The 19,545-nt window shown below is 69.5% G+C and carries 21 protein-coding genes, 1 tRNA gene and 1 pseudogene; 12 read left to right on the forward strand and 11 right to left on the reverse strand.

Translation table 11 applies throughout. The features are described 5' to 3' along the window. Positions 1-44 precede the first annotated feature (44 nt). Both FH610_RS24750 and FH610_RS24755 read left to right on the forward strand, forming a co-directional pair. The gene (locus FH610_RS24750) at positions 45-632 is read left to right on the forward strand and encodes a hypothetical protein (RefSeq protein WP_139577232.1); all 588 of its coding nucleotides are present in this window, start codon (positions 45-47) and stop codon (positions 630-632) included. Positions 633-761: 129 nt separating this feature from the next. Next, entirely contained in the window at positions 762-1,898 is a 1,137-nt protein-coding gene (locus FH610_RS24755) for a D-alanyl-D-alanine carboxypeptidase family protein (RefSeq protein WP_139577233.1), read from the forward strand. 120 nt (positions 1,899-2,018) lie between these two features. Here FH610_RS24755 and FH610_RS24760 read toward each other — a convergent pair whose 3' ends face one another. After that, entirely contained in the window at positions 2,019-2,744 is a 726-nt protein-coding gene (locus FH610_RS24760) for an SAF domain-containing protein (protein WP_139577234.1), read from the reverse strand. 12 nt (positions 2,745-2,756) lie between these two features. Beyond that, on the reverse strand, positions 2,757-3,563 hold the full coding sequence (locus FH610_RS24765; protein ID WP_139577235.1) for an S-methyl-5'-thioadenosine phosphorylase: 807 nt from the start codon (positions 3,561-3,563) through the stop codon (positions 2,757-2,759). Between the two features lie 75 nt (positions 3,564-3,638). Here FH610_RS24765 and FH610_RS45495 point away from each other — a divergent pair, with 75 nt between their 5' ends. Next, positions 3,639-3,809 (forward strand): hypothetical protein, encoded by a 171-nt coding sequence (locus tag FH610_RS45495; RefSeq protein ID WP_338104582.1) that lies wholly within the window; start codon positions 3,639-3,641, stop codon positions 3,807-3,809. 62 nt (positions 3,810-3,871) lie between these two features. On the opposite strand, the pseudogene FH610_RS45500 reads toward FH610_RS45495, so the two are convergent. From FH610_RS45500 to FH610_RS24780, 3 genes and pseudogenes are all read right to left on the reverse strand, one after another. Beyond that, positions 3,872-4,069 (reverse strand): annotated as a pseudogene (locus tag FH610_RS45500) (FmdB family zinc ribbon protein); the annotation flags it as partial. A 122-nt stretch (positions 4,070-4,191) separates the two neighbouring features. After that, entirely contained in the window at positions 4,192-5,697 is a 1,506-nt protein-coding gene (locus FH610_RS24775) for a potassium/proton antiporter (RefSeq protein ID WP_139577237.1), read from the reverse strand. A 33-nt stretch (positions 5,698-5,730) separates the two neighbouring features. Next, complete coding sequence (locus FH610_RS24780; protein ID WP_139577401.1) at positions 5,731-6,297, reverse strand: 5-formyltetrahydrofolate cyclo-ligase; 567 nt, start codon at positions 6,295-6,297, stop codon at positions 5,731-5,733. A gap of 33 nt (positions 6,298-6,330) precedes the next feature. Here FH610_RS24780 and galU point away from each other — a divergent pair, with 33 nt between their 5' ends. The 7 genes from galU to FH610_RS24815 all read left to right on the forward strand — a co-directional run bounded on the left by galU (position 6,331) and on the right by FH610_RS24815 (position 11,316). Then, positions 6,331-7,236, forward strand: coding sequence for a UTP--glucose-1-phosphate uridylyltransferase GalU (galU, locus tag FH610_RS24785; RefSeq protein WP_139577238.1), 906 nt, complete (start codon positions 6,331-6,333; stop codon positions 7,234-7,236). A gap of 4 nt (positions 7,237-7,240) precedes the next feature. Next, positions 7,241-8,425, forward strand: coding sequence for a molybdotransferase-like divisome protein Glp (glp, locus tag FH610_RS24790; protein ID WP_139577239.1), 1,185 nt, complete (start codon positions 7,241-7,243; stop codon positions 8,423-8,425). After that, a complete protein-coding gene (moaC, locus tag FH610_RS24795; protein ID WP_139577240.1) occupies positions 8,422-8,898 on the forward strand; it encodes a cyclic pyranopterin monophosphate synthase MoaC in 477 nt (158 codons plus the stop codon). Before glp ends, moaC begins: the two co-directional genes overlap by 4 nt. A 4-nt stretch (positions 8,899-8,902) precedes the next feature. Further along, positions 8,903-9,379, forward strand: a complete 477-nt coding sequence (locus tag FH610_RS24800) for a MogA/MoaB family molybdenum cofactor biosynthesis protein (protein ID WP_240809172.1) — start codon at positions 8,903-8,905, stop codon at positions 9,377-9,379. A gap of 67 nt (positions 9,380-9,446) precedes the next feature. Then, positions 9,447-10,088 (forward strand): GNAT family N-acetyltransferase, encoded by a 642-nt coding sequence (locus tag FH610_RS24805; protein WP_139577242.1) that lies wholly within the window; start codon positions 9,447-9,449, stop codon positions 10,086-10,088. A gap of 387 nt (positions 10,089-10,475) precedes the next feature. Further along, on the forward strand, positions 10,476-11,189 hold the full coding sequence (gene sepX / locus FH610_RS24810) for a divisome protein SepX/GlpR (RefSeq protein WP_139577243.1): 714 nt from the start codon (positions 10,476-10,478) through the stop codon (positions 11,187-11,189). A gap of 50 nt (positions 11,190-11,239) precedes the next feature. Next, positions 11,240-11,316 (forward strand) — tRNA-Ala (locus FH610_RS24815). Positions 11,317-11,388: 72 nt separating this feature from the next. On the opposite strand, the gene FH610_RS24820 is transcribed toward FH610_RS24815, so the two are convergent. Together FH610_RS24820 and FH610_RS45295 are read right to left on the reverse strand one after the other, a co-directional pair. After that, complete coding sequence (locus FH610_RS24820; protein WP_139577244.1) at positions 11,389-11,781, reverse strand: ribonuclease E inhibitor RraB; 393 nt, start codon at positions 11,779-11,781, stop codon at positions 11,389-11,391. Positions 11,782-11,821: 40 nt separating this feature from the next. After that, entirely contained in the window at positions 11,822-12,163 is a 342-nt protein-coding gene (locus tag FH610_RS45295) for a tyrosine-type recombinase/integrase (RefSeq protein ID WP_276607701.1), read from the reverse strand. A 1,941-nt stretch (positions 12,164-14,104) separates the two neighbouring features. Here FH610_RS45295 and FH610_RS24830 point away from each other — a divergent pair. After that, on the forward strand, positions 14,105-14,626 hold the full coding sequence (locus FH610_RS24830; protein ID WP_205826034.1) for a DUF5958 family protein: 522 nt from the start codon (positions 14,105-14,107) through the stop codon (positions 14,624-14,626). A 226-nt stretch (positions 14,627-14,852) separates the two neighbouring features. Here FH610_RS24830 and FH610_RS24835 read toward each other — a convergent pair whose 3' ends face one another. After that, positions 14,853-15,143, reverse strand: a complete 291-nt coding sequence (locus FH610_RS24835) for a hypothetical protein (RefSeq protein ID WP_139577245.1) — start codon at positions 15,141-15,143, stop codon at positions 14,853-14,855. 2 nt (positions 15,144-15,145) lie between these two features. After that, positions 15,146-15,451: a hypothetical protein gene (locus tag FH610_RS24840; protein ID WP_139577246.1), complete on the reverse strand. Its 306-nt coding sequence runs from the start codon at positions 15,449-15,451 to the stop codon at positions 15,146-15,148. A gap of 703 nt (positions 15,452-16,154) precedes the next feature. Here FH610_RS24840 and FH610_RS24845 point away from each other — a divergent pair. After that, a complete protein-coding gene (locus FH610_RS24845) occupies positions 16,155-17,597 on the forward strand; it encodes a sensor histidine kinase (protein ID WP_240809173.1) in 1,443 nt (480 codons plus the stop codon). Between the two features lie 19 nt (positions 17,598-17,616). Here FH610_RS24845 and FH610_RS24850 read toward each other — a convergent pair whose 3' ends face one another. Beyond that, on the reverse strand, positions 17,617-18,534 hold the full coding sequence (locus FH610_RS24850; RefSeq protein WP_139577247.1) for an amidohydrolase family protein: 918 nt from the start codon (positions 18,532-18,534) through the stop codon (positions 17,617-17,619). An 11-nt stretch (positions 18,535-18,545) separates the two neighbouring features. Beyond that, a complete protein-coding gene (locus FH610_RS24855) occupies positions 18,546-19,502 on the reverse strand; it encodes a helix-turn-helix transcriptional regulator (protein WP_139577248.1) in 957 nt (318 codons plus the stop codon). Positions 19,503-19,545: the final 43 nt, after the last annotated feature.

A 19,545-nucleotide genomic window follows, 5' to 3' on the forward strand; every position in this document is an offset into this window, starting at 1 on the left:
GTGGTTGTACGCCGACCGCGGGAGGGTGGTTACCGTCGCTGGCCGTGACCGTAACGCGACGTGGATCCGTGCGCGGGCTGCGATCGGTGGTGCTCGTCGCGGCGCTGCTCGTGCCGGCGATCCTTGCCTCGGGCATGCTCATGGCTCACTTCGCCGGCTACGGGGAACGGGTGCGGAGCGACTTCTCACGCACCGCGGCCGTACGTGCGACACCGGCGGGGACGGCGGATGAGAAAGGCGCCGGAGCAGCCGGCGGGACCGCGGGAGACCGGACTCTCGCCGGCACGCCCGGTACGCGGCCGACTGTGCTGCCGAATCTCGCGGATGGACAGGAGGTCCGGAGGGCCGACGTGGTTCCGATGGCGGGGACGGCGCGGAAGCCCCTGCTGAACCCGACCCCGGTGCCCGAACCGTCCGGTCCCGCGCGTCTCTACGAGGGGCTCGTACGGATCCTGCCGATCGCCCAACCCGTCCATGAGGTCGTCCACGGGGACGCGCCGAAGGTGAGCCGGCCGGTGAAGAAGCCGGAACCTCGTGAGAAGACGACCTTCACGTGCGCGCCGGAGTGGCGGGACACGTGGCTGTGGGAGCTCTGCCGCGAACGTGAGGGCCAACCCGAAGTCGGGCGATGAGCTGGAAGCGCGCAAATGCGACGTGACCGGTCGATAGCACTTATGCGAACCGGGGCTCGGGCACAGAGGGCGCTGTAGTAACGTGCGTCCCTGACCCAGGTCACGAGTTCGCAAACGGGGGAGTCGATCGTGCCATCTCCTCGATCAGCCAGGCTGATCGCGGTCGTCACGGTGATGACTTCGCTGGCCGTCTCCGCGCCGCACGGCACGGCCGCGGCGGCCTTGGCCGGCACCACGACCGCGGAGGGCTCCGCGAACGCTCGCACGGAGGCCGCCGGGGAAAGCGCCCGGGCCGGCGTGCTCGACAAGGAGCCCACCACGCTGACCGAGCTGCGGCGAGAGGCCCAGAAGGCGTACAAGTCCATCGAGGACGCGAACAGGGTGCTGGTGGCGCGGCAGAAGAAGTTCGGCGCCGTCGAGAAGGAGCTGGCGACCAAGCTGCAGGGTCTCCAGCAGGCCACGGCGGAGCTCAACAAACTGCGCAAGCCGCTGTCCGACCTCGCCTCGTCCATGTATCAGGACCCCTCGCTCGACGGACTCAGCCCGTTCTTCAGGGCGGGAAACGGCACGGAGACGCTCCGGAGGATCGCCGACCTCGATCACCTTGTCGCAGGGCGGAACAACGTGCTCGGCGACGCGGTGAAGCTGCTGGAACGGCAGCAGCAGCTCGCGCAGGAGGCGCAGGAGCTCCGGGCGGCCAGCCTCCTGCAGGAGGCGCAGCTGAGCGCGCAGGTCACCGCGCTGCGCAAACGCTCCACCACGCTGGTCCGGTCGCTGACCAAGGCGCTGATCAAGCTCGGCGTGAAGATCGGCGATGGAAGGGCCGGCGGCTGCGACCCGACCAGGATCGGTCAGGCGGAGCAGTACCCGAACGGCCTGCTGCCCAAGAACATCCTGTGCCCCCTGCCGCAGGCCGGAGAGGAGCTGCGGGCGGACGCGGCGATCGCCTTCGCCGATCTCAACATCGCCTACAAGAAGCGCTTCGGCGCCCCGATGTGCATCTCCGACAGCTATCGCAACCTGGGTGAGCAGCAGTCGATCTACTATCGGCGGCCCGGTTTCGCGGCCACTCCAGGGAAGAGCAACCACGGTCTGGGACTCGCCGTCGACCTGTGCGGCGGAGTGCAGAGCTTCCGTTCTGTGCAGTTCAACTGGCTGGAGGCCAACAGCAAGCGGTATGGCTGGATCCACCCCGACTGGTCGTATCACAGCCCCTTCGAGCCCTGGCACTGGGAGTACGACCCCAAGCTCGGCGCACAGCTCTGACGGGTGCGCTACGCCGGGTTCAAGGAGATGCTCCCGCAGGTCACGCGTGACCAGCGGGCCTGGCGGCAGGCCGGGGCGAGCACCGCCTGATCGGCGTCATCCGCCGCCGGACAAGGCCGATCAGTGAGGGTGAATGGTCATCGATAGCCTGCCCTGTGCCTGTGCCTGGGCGAGCTGGGCCGCCTGCCCGGGGGTCGTGGCCAGCACGAGCAGCGCGCCGCCGTCCGTACGGCCCGGTGGCCGGGCGATCACTCGCACCTCCTGGGCGACGGTCCGGGCCTGGAACGGGCCGTCCTCGAAGGCCGCCAGGATGTCGATCACGTCTCCCGGCGACAGCAGACGGGCGGCGTCGGGGTCGGCGATCCTGACCGGCGTCGCGACCATCCCCGGCTCCGCGGCCGAAGCTCCCGCTTGCGCGGTCGAAGTCCCTGGCGCCGCTGCCTGACCACCACCGGCCGACCCGTCGGGCACCTGACCGTCGGAGCCCTCCCCACTCGGCTCGTGCCGGCCGGACGGCTGCCCGGCCAGGGTCTGTCGGAACAGGCCCGGACCGAGCAGCCGTGCGTCGGTGAGGAGTTCGCCTCGGCGCAACGAGCCGGCGAGCACGCGGCCCGAGACCGGGGCGCCGGGCGCGTACGCCCCGGCGGGCACCGTGTCGGGCGGAAGCCGTACGACCACCACGTCGGAGGCGGCCAGCCGGCCTCCGGCGAGGTCGTGGGCGGCGGCGAGGACCTCCACCCCGTCAGGGGAACGGACGGCAAGCAGCACGCAGGCCACCGCCAGACCGGCGAGGACGGCGGCGATCGGACGGCGACGGCGCGCCGTCAGCCGTCTCAGATCACGCATGACCATCTCGTGTCAGGGGAGCTCGATCGGCAGCTTGATCCCGTCGAGGGCGTTGCCGCAGGGGCAGGGGCGCTCCTCCGGAAGGGCCTCGACGACCTGTGCGACCAGAGTGCGCATCCGCTCCACGTTGGCGGCGAAGAAGGCCAGCACCTCTTCGTGGGTGACCCCCTCACCGGCCTCCACGCCGGCGTCATGGTCGGTCACGAGGGCGAGCGTCGTGTAGCAGAGGGCCAGTTCGCGGGCGAGCACGGCCTCGGGGTGCCCGGTCATACCGATGATCGACCAGCCCGCGCCCGCGAACCACTTCGACTCGGCCCGGGTGGAGAAGCGGGGCCCCTCGACCACGACCAGAGTGCCGCCGTCGACCGTGTCCCAGCCCGTCTCGCGCGCCGTGGCCACGGAGGCCGCCCGGCCGGAGGGGCAGTAGGGGTCGGAGAACGACACGTGAACGGCCCCGCCCGTGTCGTAGTAGGTCTGCTCGCGGCTCTGTGTGCGGTCCACGAGCTGGTCGGGGATCACGAGGGCGCCCGGCCCGATCTCCGGTCGCAGGGATCCGACCGCACTGGGCGCGAGCACCTGGCGGACGCCGAGGGACCGCAGGGCCCACATGTTCGCCCGATAGGGGATGCGGTGGGGAGGAAAGGTGTGGCCGCGGCCGTGCCGTGGGACGAACGCGACGGTCCGCTCGCCGATGCGGCCCACGGTGATCGAGTCACTCGGCGGGCCGTACGGCGTCGTCACGTCGATCTCTTCGGCGTCCTCCAGCAGCGAGTAGAACCCCGAGCCGCCGATGACCCCGATATCTGCGCGATTGACCATGGGCCGACACTAGCGAACGGCGCCGCACACCCGCCGTGTCCCGCCGGCCCCTGTGGATAACCTCAGGCGGCGGCGGTGGAGCCGGACGACGACGTGCTCGACGACGTGCTCGGCGAGGAGGTGCTCGACGAGCTCGTGGAGGTCGCGGGCTCCTTCTTGCCCGAGTCGCCGGACGACTTCGAGGACGACGTCGTCGTGGTGGACGTGGTCGTCGACGAGCTCGACGAACGGCTGTCGGTCCGGTAGAAGCCGGAGCCCTTGAACACGATGCCAACGGCGGAGAAGACCTTGCGCAGCTTGCCCTGGCAGGCCGGGCACTCCGTGAGCGGGTCGTCAGAGAACTTCTGGACGGCCTCCAGCTGCTCACCGCAAGCGGTACAGGCGTACTGGTAGGTAGGCACTCGCTCCTCCTGAGACTGGCACTCGACCGGGTCGATTGCTAATGGTAAGCAGTCAACAAGCCCAAACGCCACTCCAGCCCGGTTTATTGCCCCGCGCCGTCCCATTCGCTCACCCTGCGAACCGTCGGCGAACCGTCGGCGAACCGTCGGCGAACCGCCCGCGATCCGGCCTGCGATCCGGCCCGCATCCGCTCGCGAAAATTCCAGACAACCCCGGGCGGCGGCGGTCAGCCGCCGCGTTCGCCGTACCAGCCGGCGAGCTTGCCACGGCGGCTGACGGCGCGCAGGCGGCGTTCGACCGTCTCCCGCTGGGCGGCCGTGGTGACCACGAGAAGCTGGTCGCCCGCCAGCAGCCGGGTCGTCTGCGTGGGCACGAACGACTGTCCCTTCCGCACGACGAGCGTGACCATGGTGTTCGCGGGCAGCCGGAGCTCGAAGATCTCCACGCCGTGCATGAGCGAGCCGGGCGGAATGCGGACCTGCAGCAGGTCGGCGTTCAACTCTCCCAGCGGCGCGGCCTCCACGTCGAGGTCGCGGGCCTCGCCCTCGGCCGCCAGGCCGAGCAGCCGGGCGAGGTACGGCAGAGTGGGCCCCTGCACGATCGTGAACACGATGACGATGATGAAGACGTCGTTGAACAGGCCCTTCGCCCCCGGCAGGCCGGCGGCCCAGGGGATCGCGGCCAGCACGATGGGCACCGCGCCGCGCAGCCCGGCCCACGACAGGAACACCTGCTCGCGCCACGACAGCGAGCCGAGCCGCAAAAGCCGCACCACCGCGCCGGACACCAGGACCGACGCCGGGCGGGCGAGCAGGACGAGCAGCAGGCCCGACACGAGGGCCGGGACGATCACGCCGGGCAGTTCGCGCGGATCGGCCAGCATGCCGAGCATGACGAACAGCCCGATCTGGGCGAGCCAGGCGGCGCCTTCCGCGAAGCCGCGCGTGGCGGCGCGGTGGGGGAGCCGGGCGTTGCCCAGGATCAGCGTCGTCAGGTACACCGCGAGGAACCCGCTGCCGTGCAGCAGCGTCGCCCCGCTGTAGGTCACGAACGCCAGCGCCAGCACCGCGATCGGGTAGAGGCCGGAGGCGGGCAGCGCGACCCGGCGCAGCGCGTACACCCCCGCCGGGCCCACGGCGAGGCCGAGGGCCGCGCCGATGACCAGTTCGACGGCGGTGTCCAGCAGGACGTGCGGCAGCGAGAGGGTCAGCGACGAGCCCGCGCTCAGCATTATCACGAGGATGACGGTCGGGGCGTCGTTGAAGCCCGACTCCGCCTCCAGGATCCCGGCGAGCCGGGGCGGCAGCGGCAGCCGTCTCAGCACGGAGAACACGGCCGCCGCGTCGGTCGACGCCAGGAACGCGCCGAGCAGCAGCGCCATCCGCCACTCCATGCCGAGCAGGGCGGCGACGGTCACCGCGAGCACGACGACGCTGACCGCGATCCCGACCGTGGCGAGCACGAGCGCGGTCGGCACGGCGTCGCGTACGTGGTTCCAGTTGGTGGTGAGACCGCCCTCGGCGAGGATCACGGCGAGGGCGATCATGCCGAGCTGCTGGGCCGTCTGGGCGTTGTCGAAGTTGATGCCGACGATGCCGCCCTCACCGAGCAGCAGGCCGATGCCGAGGAAGATGAGCAGCGTGGGAAGGCCGGTGCGGTGCGCGATCCGTACGGACGCGATGGCCGCGATGACGACGGCGGCGGACAGCAGCAGCCAGACGTTCAGACCCACCCGCTCCCTTCGCCGTCCCTTAGGCCAATCTTGTCACATCTGTACCAATCGGGCGATTCCGCTCGGGAGGGCGGCGAAGCGTACGCGCTGGTCGTGGGGCTCGGTGGGAACCCCTTCGATCAGCTCGCCCTCGTGCAGGAGCGCCACCGTCGGCACGTTCGGCCCCACGCGGGCGAGCGCCCGGTCGTAGAAGCCGCCGCCGCGGCCGAGCCGTACGCCGGTGACCCGGTCCACGGCCAGGGCCGGCACGATGACCAGCGCGGCGGTGCGGATCGCGTCGACGCCGCGCCGGACGTCCACCGGCTCCATGATCCCGTTCGGGCCGGGCGCCAGCGAGTCGGGACCGTCGTACACCGCCCAGTCGAGCTCGCCGTCCGCCCGCTGCACCGGCAGCATCACCGTGGCGCCGTGTTTCCACAGGGCCAGGATCAGCCCCTGGGTGGACGGCTCGGTGCCGGTCGACCAGTAGCAGGCCACCAGCCCCGCCATCTGCACCCACGGCTGGTCGAGGAGTAACTCCCTGATGGCCGCCGACGACTCGCGCAGCGTCCTGGGATCGAGTTCCGACCGGCCGCGCAGGATACGCCGACGCAGGTTCATCTTGTCCAAAGACTGCTCCGTTAGTGTCTACTCATGGCTGACTTCGATCCCGTGACCAAAGCCGTCGTGCCCGCCGCGGGTCTCGGCACCCGCTTCCTTCCCGCGACGAAGGCGACCCCCAAGGAGATGCTGCCCATCGTCGACAAGCCGGCCATCCAGTACGTGGTGGAGGAGGCCGTCTCCGCCGGGCTGCTCGACGTCCTCATGGTGACCGGCCGCAACAAGCGCTCGATCGAGGACCACTTCGACGTAGCGTACGAGTTGGAGGACGCTCTTCGCGCCAAGGGCGACGAGGAGCGGCTCAACCAGGTGAAGGAGCCTGTCGACCTCGCCACCATGCACTACGTGCGGCAGGGTGAGCCCAAGGGCCTCGGCCACGCCGTCCTGTGCGCCAAGCAGCACGTCGGCCACGAGCCGTTCGCCTGCCTGCTCGGCGACGACATCATCGACCCCCGCGACCCGCTGCTCAAGCGCATGATCGAGGTGCGCGCGACCTACGGCGGCAGCGTCGTCGCGCTGATGGAGGTGCCACGCGAGCATGTCTCCCTGTACGGCGCCGCCGCCATCCTGCCGACCGACGAGGACGACGTCGTCCGCGTCACCGACCTCGTGGAGAAGCCCCCGGCCGACGAGGCGCCCTCGAACTGGGCCATCATCGGGCGGTACGTGATCGATCCCGCCGTGTTCGACGTGCTGGAGCGGACCCCGCCCGGGCGCGGCGGCGAGATCCAGCTCACCGACGCCCTGCGCACCCTGGCCTCGATGGGCCCGGAGGAGGGCGGTCCGGTGCACGGCGTGCTGTTCCGCGGCCGTCGCTACGACACCGGCAACAAGCTGGAGTATCTGCAGACCGTGGTGCAGTTCGCCGCGAACCGGGACGACCTCGCCCCCGAGTTCCTGCCGTGGCTGCGGGAGTTCCTGAACAAGTCCGGACAGTGAGCCGATGAAGCCCGTCGACCGCCATCTCGCCGGCATCCTCGCGACGGTGCGCCCGCTCGCACCGCTCGAGGTCGAGATCGAGGCCGCCCTCGGCGCCGTGCTGGCCGAGGACGTCGCCTCGCCCGTCGCGCTGCCGCCGTTCGACAACTCGGCGATGGACGGCTACGCCGTACGGGCCGAGGACGTGGCCGCCACGCCCGTCACACTGCCCGTGATCGGCGACGTGGCGGCGGGGGACGGCGGGCTGAACGCCCTCGGCCCCGGCCTGGTCACCCGCATCATGACCGGGGCGCCGATGCCCGTCGGCGCCGACGCCGTCGTGCCCGTGGAGTGGACCGACGGGGGCACCGCCCGCGTACGGATCGACAGGCCGGCGCCGGTCGGCAACGCGATCCGGCGGGCGGGTGAGGACGTGCGGGCGGGCGACGTGGTGCTCCGCGAGGGCGCCAGGATCGGGCCCGCCCAGATCGGCATCCTCGCCGGGGTCGGCCGGCGCCGGGTGCTGGTGCGGCCCCGGCCGAGGGTGGTCGTGCTGTCCACGGGTGCCGAGCTCGCCGAGCCCGGCACCCCGCTGGGCGCGGGCCGCATCTGGGAGTCCAACAGCTTCATGCTCGCCGCGGCCGTACGCGAGGCCGGGGCGGAGGGGTTCCGGGCCGGTTCGGTGACCGACGACCCCAAGGAGTTCATGGACACGCTGGACGCCCAGCTCCTGCGGGCCGACGCCGTGATCACCAGCGGCGGCGTCTCGATGGGGGCGTACGAGCCGGTCAAGGAGGCCCTGTCCCCGCTGGGCACGGTGACCTTCGAGAAGGTCGCCATGCAGCCGGGCATGCCGCAGGGCTTCGGCGTCGTGGGGCCCGACCGCGTGCCGATCTTCACGCTGCCGGGCAACCCGGTCTCGTCGTTCGTGTCGTTCGTGCTCTTCGTCAAGCCCGCTCTGCGGGCGATGCAGGGTCTCCCGGCCGGGCCGCCCCCGACCGTACGGGCCACGGTGACCGCGCCGCTGCGGTCTCCCGAGGGGAAGCGGTCATACCTGCGGGCCGTGCTTGCCGGGGAGACCGTGGCGCCGGTGACCCGGCAGGGCTCGCACCAGCTCGCGGCGCTGGCCGGGGCGAACGCGCTGATCGTGGTGCCGGAGGACGTGACCTCGCTGCCCGAGGGCGCCGAGGTGGAGGTGATACCGCTATGAAGCTGACTCACGTGGACGAGTCGGGCGCCGCCCGGATGGTGGACGTCTCAGAGAAGGACGTCAGCGCGCGTACCTCCGTCGCGACGGGCCGGGTGCTGCTGTCGCCGGAGGCGGTGGCCGTGCTCCGCGCGGGTGACGTGCCCAAGGGCGACGCGCTCGGCGTCGCGCGGATCGCCGGGATCATGGGCGCCAAGCGCACCCCCGACCTCGTGCCGCTGTGCCACCCGATCGCCCTGACCGGCGTGAAGGTCGACCTGGCCGTCGTGGACGAAGGGGTGGAGATCACCGCCCGGGTCCGTACGGCCGACAGGACCGGCGTCGAGATGGAGGCGCTCACGGCCGTCACCGTCGCGGCGCTCGCGCTGGTGGACATGGTCAAGGCGGTGGACCCGACAGCGGTGATCAGCGATGTTCGGGTCGAGGAGAAGACGGGCGGCAAGACGGGCCACTGGACCCGGTCCGGACAGGAGTGAGGGCGTGCGCGCGTTGGTGGTGACGGTGTCCAACAGGGCGTCCGCGGGCGTCTACGAGGACCGCTCAGGGCCGCTGCTGGCCTCCCTCCTCGAGGAGGCGGGCTGCGACCGGGTGGACGGGCCCCGCGTGGTCCCCGACGGGGACGCCGTCGAGGCCGCGCTGCGCGAGGGCGTCGCCGAGGGCTACGACGTGATCGTCACCACGGGCGGCACCGGGGTGACGCCCCTCGACCTCACCCCGGAGATGACCCGCCGGGTGCTGGACCGGGAGATCCCCGGCATCGCCGAGGCCATACGCCAGTTCAACCGGGAGAAGGTGCCGACGTCGATCCTGTCCCGCGGTCTCGCCGGGCAGGCCGGCAGGACGCTGGTGGTCAACCTGCCCGGGTCCTCCGGCGGCGTACGGGACGGCATGGCCGTGCTGACCACGATCCTGGGTCACGTGGTCGATCAGATCCACGGCGGCGACCATGCCCGCTGAGGAGTCCGCCGAGACCGGGGCGCGTCCCGCGTGGCGCGTTGACCGCGTTCCGGTGGATGATTGACGAATGGATCGACTTCGCGGCTGGCCGGCATCCATGGCCGAGGGGCCCGTCGGGCTGCGGCCGCTGCGCCTGCGTGACGTGCGGGACTGGCGCGACACCCGGTTGCGTAACGCCGAATGGCTCCGGCCCTGGGAGCCGAGCAACCCGGAGACCCCGCTGTTCCGCACCGGTCTCGGGCCGTACGTCTCGATGGTCGGCACGCTGCGCCGCGAGGCCCGCCAGGGGCTCGCCATGCCCTGGGTCGTCACGTACGAGGGACGCTTCGCCGGGCAGCTCACCGTGGGGGCGATCGTGTGGGGGTCGGCCCGCTCCGCGCAGGTGGGCTACTGGGTCGACGGTGCGCTCGCCGGGCGGGGCATCATTCCGACGGCGCTCGCCATGGCGGTGGACCACTGCTTCTTCACGACCGGTTTACACCGGCTTGAGGCCAACATCCGGCCGGAGAACCACGCCAGCCGCAGAGTCGTGGAGAAGCTCGGGTTCCGCGAGGAGGGCATCCGCCGGCGTCAACTGCACATCGACGGCGCCTGGCGCGACCACATCTGCTACGCGCTGACCGTCGAGGACGTGCCGCGCGGACTGCTCGTCCAGTGGCGCCGCACCATGAACTCGGCCGCCCGCCGCAGCGAGTCCAGCCCCGGTTAGGAGACGGCGCCCGGCCGGCTGCAATCGAAGGGCAAGCCGATCACTAGCGGGCGCTGTGATGCTCCGTGGCGGTAACCGAAACCGCGCCACGGGAGGCATCCGCATGAGGAACCGGACTCCGTCCATCGCACCCCGGCCGCCGCTGGCCCACCGGTAGCGGGTCCTCATCGCGAGCGACGCGCGTGGCCTGTGGGAACCACGGGCTCGCACGGGATCGAATTACATGAAGAGCTTTGACGATCTCGCGACACACCGGACTGAATGCTCGTCATTCAGTGACACACAGTCCTACGGTGCGTGACGTGAACACCTCTCCGCCGACACAGGGCCACGGACGTGTTCACCATGCCCTCGGGCGCGCCCGTACGGCGGTCCGGAGGTGGCCGCATGGGTAGCGCCCTGCTCTACCTCGCCATCGTCGTCATGTGGCTCAGCGTCCTGCTGCCCATGTGGCTGCGCCGGGACCGGCACACCGACGACGAGCTGTTCGAGGAGCAGGCGGAGGCGTTCACGCTGTCCGAGCCGCCCGCCGTGGACGACTCCGCTGAGGCCGCCGGTTCCGACGACGCTTCCGACGGCGCCTCCGGCGGCACCGGTGACGCGGACGGCGGCGACGCCGACACGGTCGTCACCCCGCCGGCCGTGTCCGCGGGCTCCGCCGATCCCGCCGCGTCCTCCGCTGCGGAGACCGTCACCCCGGACCAGATCGCGGCGGAGCGGCACGCACGGGCCCGCCGTGTCGCCGCCCACCGCCGCGCCAGGATCCTCGCCCGGCGCCGGCGGCGGCTCCTGTGGAGCATCCTGCTCGTGCTGGCCTCCGTGGTCACCGCGGCCGTCCGCGTGATGCCCTGGTGGGCCGTCGCGCCCTCGGGCGTGCTCCTCGTCGGCTATTTCGCCGTGCTGCGCGTGGCCGTACGCGCGGATAGGGAGCAGCGGGAGAAGGCCGCCCGGGCGCGGGCCGAGCACCTGCGCCGCCGGCGGGAACGCCGCCGCGCCCTGGCGGCGGCGGCCCGCGAGGCGGAGATCATCAAGTTCGAGGCGCGCAAGCGCGTCCAGGTCTTCGACCAGTACGCCGACGGGCGCCGCGCGGCCGGAGACTGAGTCGGTGGCGCGAACACCCCGGAGAGTTTGCTAATCTAGTCGAGGTCGTTGGGGCTATAGCGCAGTCCGGTAGCGCACTTCGTTCGCATCGAAGGGGTCTGGGGTTCAAATCCCCATAGCTCCACCACGACAGAGGCCGGTTCCGCCCAGCGGGACCGGCCTCTCTGCTTCTCTGAGTGACTAACTGAGTGACTAAGCCTCACGGGGAGGCGGCGGCCTCCCAACCGTCGTACTCACCGTGGTACCGAGCAGCTAGGGCATCGAAGAGGTTGCCCGTCTCCCGTACGAAGTCGGGTGAGACCACCGCGTTTGTTTCACAGGTCACCGGCCAGCTGTCTGGGTACTCCGGGGAGGGCTTGCCGACCTCAGTACGCAAGCTGTACTCGGCACTGTCGGCATCCTTGGCGATGCTTTGAGCAGCCTCGAGAGTCGGGGCGTACAGATAGAAGATCACGTGTCGAGGCTGCTCAAGATCGGCACCGGCCTTGACCAGCTGATTCATCACCATTAGGTCCTTGTGCTTGATCCCAAGCTGGGGTGACCGCTCCTCCAGATCGACTTGCTCACGCTTCTTTCTCCGAAACGGCCACATGCGACATCCTTCGTAATCTTGGTCGGCCTGAAGATCTTATTCAGTCGGAGAAAAGCTGATCCATGGCTTCAGCCCCTTCAAGGAGCACCGGGCGGAGTTGCTTGCGGTAGACGGTCTCGGTGACCTTCGTGTTGCTGTGACCCACCAGGCGCGAGATGTTCTCGATCGGCACTCCGCTGGCCGACAGCAGCGACACGAAGCTGTGCCGCATCTTCCGGGGCGTCCACTCCTTCTCGTTCAGTCCCGCCTTCTTTACCACCTTGCGGAAGGCGCGCCGTACGTTATGAGAGTCGAGAGCAGTCCCCACCGCAGAGGCGAAGACGAGGCCATGGTCCTGCCATCGGGCGCCAGCCGCTTTTGCGCGCGACGGCCTGCCGCTCACGGTGAGCTTTGAGCGCGTCCGCACAGCGCTTCGGCATGGCGAGCGTCCGGCGAGACTTCTCGGTTCTCGTGTCCCCGCCAGCCCGGACGGACCGCCACACCATGATTGACGGCGGCTCGCCCTCCAAGTCCACATGTGACCAGGTCAACGCGCGCAACTCCTCGGTCCGGGCGCCGGTCAGGAGTGAAACCACGATGTAGGCGTGCATACTCGTTCCTTCGGCCGCCGCGAGCACCGCTTCGGCTTGGTCGAGCGTGAGCGACTTCGACGGGCGCCCCTGTCTGCCCTTGGGGATCTCGCACAGCATGACCACGTTGCGCTTGACCTTGTCCCGGGCCTGAGCGCGAGAGACCGCACGGACGAGGATCAAGCCGCCTTCGGCGGATTGCCGTGAGAAGAGGTCCGGCGGGGACTATTCAGGATGCCGGTCGTGCATCACGCGTACGGACCTCCCGTCTACCGCCTCGTACTCCCGCCGGTTTGGCCACGCCTCGGGCGCCCTCTCTACACCGCTTGTCGGGATGAGATCACTTTAATGTGCAGGGACGGGAGGGAAGGGCGCAAGCACAAGAGGGGCGGCGGGCTCGACGATCCAGAGCAGAAGGCGGGCCACCAGGGGGAGGACCCGCCGGGGAAGGAATCGGCAGAGGAGAGGGCTGTTTCCAGAGCTGTCTTCCAGTGACACCGTGAGGGGGTCGAACGACGGTGGGAGGCACAGCGCAGCCAAGAAGCCATCACGGCCCGCACTCCCGAAGGGGAAAGCACGCGGACACAGGTTGTGTCTACCGCTGGGCCGCGCGCCCGCCCCGCCGGCGGGCTGCGGCTCTCCGGCCGGTCCCGCCGGCAGGCGGCGCGCACCCTGCGCCGACAAGCGGCGCGGTGTTCAACCGATGGCGGCAAAGCGGCAATGTGCGAAAAGTGATCTCTCTCCCCAAAAGGTGAACGGGTCGTTGGCCACGAGCGGCACCACGACGCCGAAGAACCCGGAGACCACAAGGGCGACGCTGGCAGACGGAAGGAGAGAGGAAGAAGGAGCGGGAAGAGGGGGCGGGGCGGAAGGTGCAGGAGAAAGGGCCTTGGGGCGCTGCCCCAAACCCCGGGGCCTCCGACTCCGAGAGGGGGCCGCGCAGAGCTGGCGCCGTAGGTGGCTGGGCTGGAAGTCCTGATCGCTCGCCCGCCATCGACCCAGGCAGAGCCCAGCAGCCCGGCTCCTCCAGGTCAAGCCCAGCCGTGCCAGCAGGACAACCAGCGCGCGAGGAAGGTCACCGGGAGGCAGGTACACGCAAGGCAGGGCTTGACCCTCCGTCCCCGGCCCGCTGTCGTTTCGCGATGGGTCGACGGCAGACGAGAGATCAGGCCAGCGGATAATGTGCGGGTCCGCACGAGCGTGGGAGAACCCGGTGGTTCGAATGCGAATTTCGGCGCAGGAGGCCGTCATAGGTCTGATGAGCTTGGCATTCATAGAGATCCGCACCGTGAGTTACCGTCGCGATCCGACGCTCCTGGAGTGGATTGACGGCCCGGAGGATTACCACGAGCAGATACGGGTGATCGCCGACATATGCCACAACTTGCCCGGAAGTCTTGGATCGCGCAGCAAGCGGCAACGGGAGCGAAGGGCCAGTGAGAGCCTGAGACTCCTTCTGCAAGGAGCAGACGACGCACATACTCAATGGGTCCGCACCCGTCTTGACGAGCTCGGATATGACTACCACTCGTTGCTCGGGAAGCCCGATCGAGAGGTCTAAGTTGGGCACTGCCTCCGCCGAGCGGGGGCACACGCTCTCGGAAAACGCTGTCAAGCGATGGCAGCGAACGGAAGCGCTAACGCAGGTCACCTGTCATGCGAAGCGATTCGCCGCAGGTAGAGAGCGCGCGGAAATCGAACCCGGCCTACAGATCGACTGGTCCGCATCACCGCGCTCCGCCTACCTTGGATGCGTGACCAACTGCGTGCCCAAACCGGTGCTCAGCGAGGGGGCCGCGTACAGCAATCCGGCTGGTCATGATAGTCAGGGTGACGTGCATGAGCATGCGGTCATTCTGAATGAGTTGGCGCAGGACATTCGTCCGGTGTCGTGGGGTGTCGTCTGGTTCGAGGGGCTAACAGCTGAGGACCAGTTGGTCGTGCTACGCGATCTCGCCTACTACTGCATTCAGGCTGGTGCCGTCGTCGAGGATGGGCCGGAGAGTGTCCTCTTGGCGGGGATACGGGTCACCCACACTCCGGCGGTGCTGATAACGCGGGGGCGACTGGCTGAGCAACTGGCGAAGATCATCAATTTGCCACAGGACGAGCGCGTCAAGGCATTCCGTCTTCTGGTCGCGCTTCTGGCTGTCGCGGACGGGCGCCGACGTGAGCGCTACTGCGCAGGCGGATGCAGCCACGCATGGCACCAACTGAGGAACCGGCGCGAAACGGAACGGCCACTGCCCAATCGTAAAAGGGGTGTGGACCCCTGAGTGAGATGAACCTGGTCGACCTGGTGCTGTACAGCAACCGCTACAGCAAGGCCGCCTCACACGACCACACACCACCGGCCCGTAACTGCCTCTTCAGTAGGGCGACGAGCCCACCACGTCATGACTGGCTCCCGTTTGCAACCAGGCAGCAGAGGGACAGGGCCCTACAGAAGTTGGACCGAAGGCCGAGGCAAAATGACGGCATAGCGCAGATTAGGACTGCTAGCTAGTCGAAGTCACCATCAAATTCATCTCCGTTGCCATAACTGATAGTGATGATATCGACGGCACCAATGGGAAAGCGGAGGTATACCCATAAGCCCTTACGAGGCGAAACTACTTTGATCGACCGATCAGCAGGATAATCCGCGCTATGCCAGCGTTTTTCCCAAGTCTTCTCGTCGTCCAGTGTCGAGAGAAGTTCATCGATCAATCCCCGATCGCTTACTGCGGCTCGCTCCCTCCACTCTGTGATCACACGCAGACTTTGTGGAGTGACCCGCAGCAGCTTCGCCATCGTTACTCCTTGAGGATCTTCCGCACCTCGTCTAGGTCGATCAACTCCTCAGGCCGCACCGGCGTTGAGGCGGCGATGCGTAGAGCCTGCCGATCCTCCGGCTTGAGGTTGACCATCAGCTCAACACTGTCCGCGAATGTGATGAGGTGGTCAACGTTAGATGTTTGTCTGAAGGCGGCTATTGCACTGTAGAGGTTACGGAAGACCTCACGGCGCTCCGCGTCACTCAATTCGTCATAGACCATTAATGCGCGAGAGATGTCCAAATCTTCACTCTCGGCACCCAGAGGGATATTTACATCTGCCACATTGATCTCCCCGTGACGACTAACGGCTCTCGCTCACCATAAGGGGACGCGCTGCATGATCGGGGCGGGACAACCAAATTGGCAAGATTCGGCGACCTCCCAGTGCTCCGCTGGCGGAGCCGGTCCAGCCTGGTTCCGCCCGGGCGAAGATCCCTAACCAGTCGTAGCGTCGAGCAAGGCAAGCCCCCCGATCTCCAGGCACGCGAGGGAAGGTGACTAACTGGGTGACGACCGGCACGAACAACCACGGCCTTACGCGAACGACAATGAACGGTCTTGGCAGCTCAGGCAGCACCTTCCTCCAGATCGCATCACCCGCGAATTGGCTTCGCATCGAAGGGGTCTGGGGTTCAAATCCCCATAGCTCCACCACGACGAAGGCCCGTCAGGTGATCCACCTGGCGGGCCTTTTCGCTGCTCGGGAGCCGGATGCCACCTGCGGCTAGCGCTCTGTCAACGCCCCTGAAGGTGAGTGGGAAGCCTGGTTTCCCGCGCCTTGGTCGGCCGGCGCCGGCTGGAGGCCGAGGAGAGCAGGGCCGCGGTCGGCGGCTGTCTCCCGTGGAGTCACGTGGAGGAGACGCGGAGGAACCCTTGGTGTTCCACAGGAGATGCGGGCAGGGCCTTGACGCTCCGTGGAGATTGAGGGGTCGCCTCTTTCCCGGCCCTTTCCGCCCCATGTGGTCCACTGGCCGGAGGGGACAGGATGAACCTGCAGGGCCGCTTCTCCATCACCAGCCGCATCACCCTGTTCACCGGGGTGGTGGCGACCCTGCTGTGCGCGCTGCTGGCCCTGCTCCTCATGACGGCCGTGCACCGCTACGCCAGCGACACCGTCACCAGGGAGGTCGCGGCGGCGGGCGGCCGCGTGGCCGTCCAGATGGAGCGGGGACAGCTGGCCTACCCCCTTGCCGAGCGCGAGTTCCGCCACCTTCAGGTGGTCGACCCGTCCGGCCGCGTGGTCGCTTCGACCCCCGATGTGCGGGGCATGCCGAGGATGGCGCGCTTCATTCCGCGGGACAGCAGGAACAGCGCGACCTGCGTCGTGTGCGGCGGCATCTTCGCGGCTGCCGACTGCAACATCGTCGTGGCGCAGTGGGCGCACCGCGCGGGCGAGAGGTGGATGGTCTACAGCGCTTCCCCGGAGGTGCCCCCGTGGGTCGACCCCCGCTTGGCCGGGCTGGTGGGAGTGGGCGCGGCGGCGCTGGCCGCGGCGATCACCTACCTCGGCTACCGGAACGTACGGGCATCGCTCAGGCCGGTGAACGCCATTCGGGCGGAGCTCGACGAGATCAACGGGGACTGCCCCAGTCGCCGTGTGCCGGTGCCGGCCACGGACGACGAGATCCAGGGGATGGCCGAGAGCGTCAACCACACGCTCGGCCGGTTGGACACCGCGCTGCGGCAGGTCCAGAGCGCGCTGCGGCAACAGCGTGAGTTCGTCTCCAACGCCTCCCACGACCTGCGCACTCCGATAGCGGCCATGCGCGCGGAGGTGGAGGACGGGCTTCTCGCGCCGCAGGAGACCAGCGTGCCCGAGCTGGGTTCGGTCCTCCTGCCCAGCCTCGACCGGCTGCAGGCGATCGTGCACGACCTGCTCACCCTCGAACGACTCGACCACGGCATGCGCGGAGATCAGCACCGGCTCGATCTGGCCGAGGTCGTGGCCGCTGAGCTGCGCAACCGCCGTCACCCGGCCAAGCGGATCGAATCCGCCCTCCAGCCCGGGGCGCTCGTGCTGGGCGACAGGGTGGGTCTGGCCCGCCTGCTGACCAACCTTCTCGACAACGCCGAACGGCACGCCTCCTCGACGATCACCGTGTCCGTACGGCACGAGCCCGGCGGCGACGGCGGCGATCGCCGCTTCCCCCAGGGGAGGGCGGTGCTGGAAGTCGTCGACGACGGGCCGGGCATCGAACGGGACAAGCGCGAGATGGTGTTCGACCGGTTCACCCGGTTGGACGCGGCTCGCAGCAGGGACGCCGGGGGCGCGGGGCTGGGACTGCCGATCGCCAGGCAGATCGCGCAGACCCACGACGGCAGCCTGACGATCGAGGACAGCCCCGTCGGCGCCCGCTTCGTCCTGTGCCTCCCGTCCGCCCCTGCCGAGGTGACGACGGCACCGGCCGACGACAGCCTGTCTTCCTGAACCCCCCGGTCCGCGAGAATCACCTTCGGCCTTCCACCTCGGACAGACCGAAGATCCTGGCGGCGTTGTCGTGACAGACCGCGCGCAGCCACCCGTCCCCGAGCTCCAGGCCGGCGAGGGCCGACAGCGCCTCCGCGTACGGGTAGGGGATGTTGGGGAAGTCGGTGCCGAGCAGGACGCGGTCCTGAAGCTCCAGCAGCAGCGGGACGGCATCCCGGGGGAAGGGCGCGGTCTCCTCGGTGAAGCCGGTGAAGGCCATCGTCGTGTCCAGGCAGACCGCCGGATGACGCAGGGCCAGGGCGAGGAACTCGGCGTACTCGGGAGTGCCCATGTGGGCGATCACGAGCGGCAGCCGGGGATGCCGGGCGAGCAGGGCCGCGATCGGCTCCGGCCCGGTGTGCGGGCCGGGGGCCGGGCCTGATCCGCAGTGTGTCACCACCGGGACGCCGTGATCCTCCAGCAGCCCCCAGACCTCGTCGAGCAGCGGATCGTTCGGGTCGTACCCGCCGACCTGGAGGTGCGCCTTGAACACCCGGGCACCCGCCTCGACCGCCCGCGCGACGTATCGCGCGGCGCCGGGTTCGGGGAAGAACGTCGCCGTGTGCAGGCAGCCGGGCACCCGGGCGGCGAAGCCGGCGGCCCAGTCGTTCAGCCACTCCGCCATGCCGGGCTTGTGGGGGTAGAGCATGGAGGTGAACGCCCGCACGCCGAACGCCCTGAGCCGTTCGACGCGGTCGTCCTCGGGCAGCCGGTAGGTGATCGGCCAGGTCCGGCCGACGAGCGGCCCGGCGGAGTCGAAGTACGCCCACACCTTGGTCAGGACGCGTTCCGGCATGAAATGGGTGTGGACGTCGATCAGACCGGGCAGGCCCAGCCTCCGCCAGAACGCGTTCACGTGTCGGATGTCGTCGTCCGCGGCAAGTGTCTCGTCCGGCATGACCTCAGACGCTACCCGCCCCCCGCCGCCCGGTAGCGCTCGGCGAGCGCACGCAGGTGGGCGCGCAGCTCGGGCGGGTCGAGCACGGTGAAGGGCACGTCGAGCGCGGTGAGGAAGGCCGTCAGATTGTGAAGTGAGTCGCCGCCTGTCTCCAGCACGCAGGCGTCCGCGCCGTCGGCGCGCAGCAGGCCGGCCGCGGCGGTGAGCCTCGCGCCCATGACCTCGACGGGCGCGTGCAGCCTCACGACGGCAGGGTGCCTCCAGGCGGCCGAGCCCGCCCCGCGTACGACGTGGGCGGCGGCGTCGCCCTCGGGTGGTTCGCGCGGGGTGAAGCGGGGGCCGTTGGGGGTGCGGAGCCGCACGCGGTCGGCGCGGAAGGTCCGCCAGTCGCGCCGGTCGACGTCCCAGGCCAGCAGATACCAGCGCCGCCCGGTGAACACGAGCCGGTGCGGCTCGGCCGTGCGGCGCCCCTCGTCGCCCCGGTGGTCGAGGTAGTCGAAGCGCAGGGTCTCGTGGTCGCGGACGGCCGCGGCGATCGATGTCAGCGTCTCCGGATCCACGGTGGGGCCGTGGCCCGGCACCGCGACCGTGGCGGCGCGTACGGCCTCGATCCGGTGCCGCAGCCGCGACGGCAGCATGCGCTGGAGCTTGGTGAGCGCGCGCAGCGAGGTCTCCTCGATGCCGGTCACGGTGCTGCCCGCGGCGGCCTGCAGGCTGACGACCACCGCGACGACCTCCTCGTCGTTTAGCAGCAGCGGGGGCAGGGCGGACCCCGCGCCCAGCCGGTAACCGCCGGCCGTGCCGGTCGTCGAGTGGATCTCGTAGCCCATGATGCGCAGCCGCTCGACGTCGTTGCGCACAGTTCTGGTGGTCACCGCGAGCCGGTCCGCCAGCTCGGCGCCGGACCAGCCGGGCCGCGCCTGGAGCAGCGCCAGCAACCGCAGCAGCCGTACGGAGGTTTCCAGCATGGCCACAGTCTCCCGCGCGTTGCGGAACCGCACGTTCCTCAAG

Source organism: Microbispora catharanthi, from assembly GCF_006334915.2.
Classification (GTDB): Bacteria; Actinomycetota; Actinomycetes; order Streptosporangiales; family Streptosporangiaceae; genus Microbispora; species Microbispora catharanthi.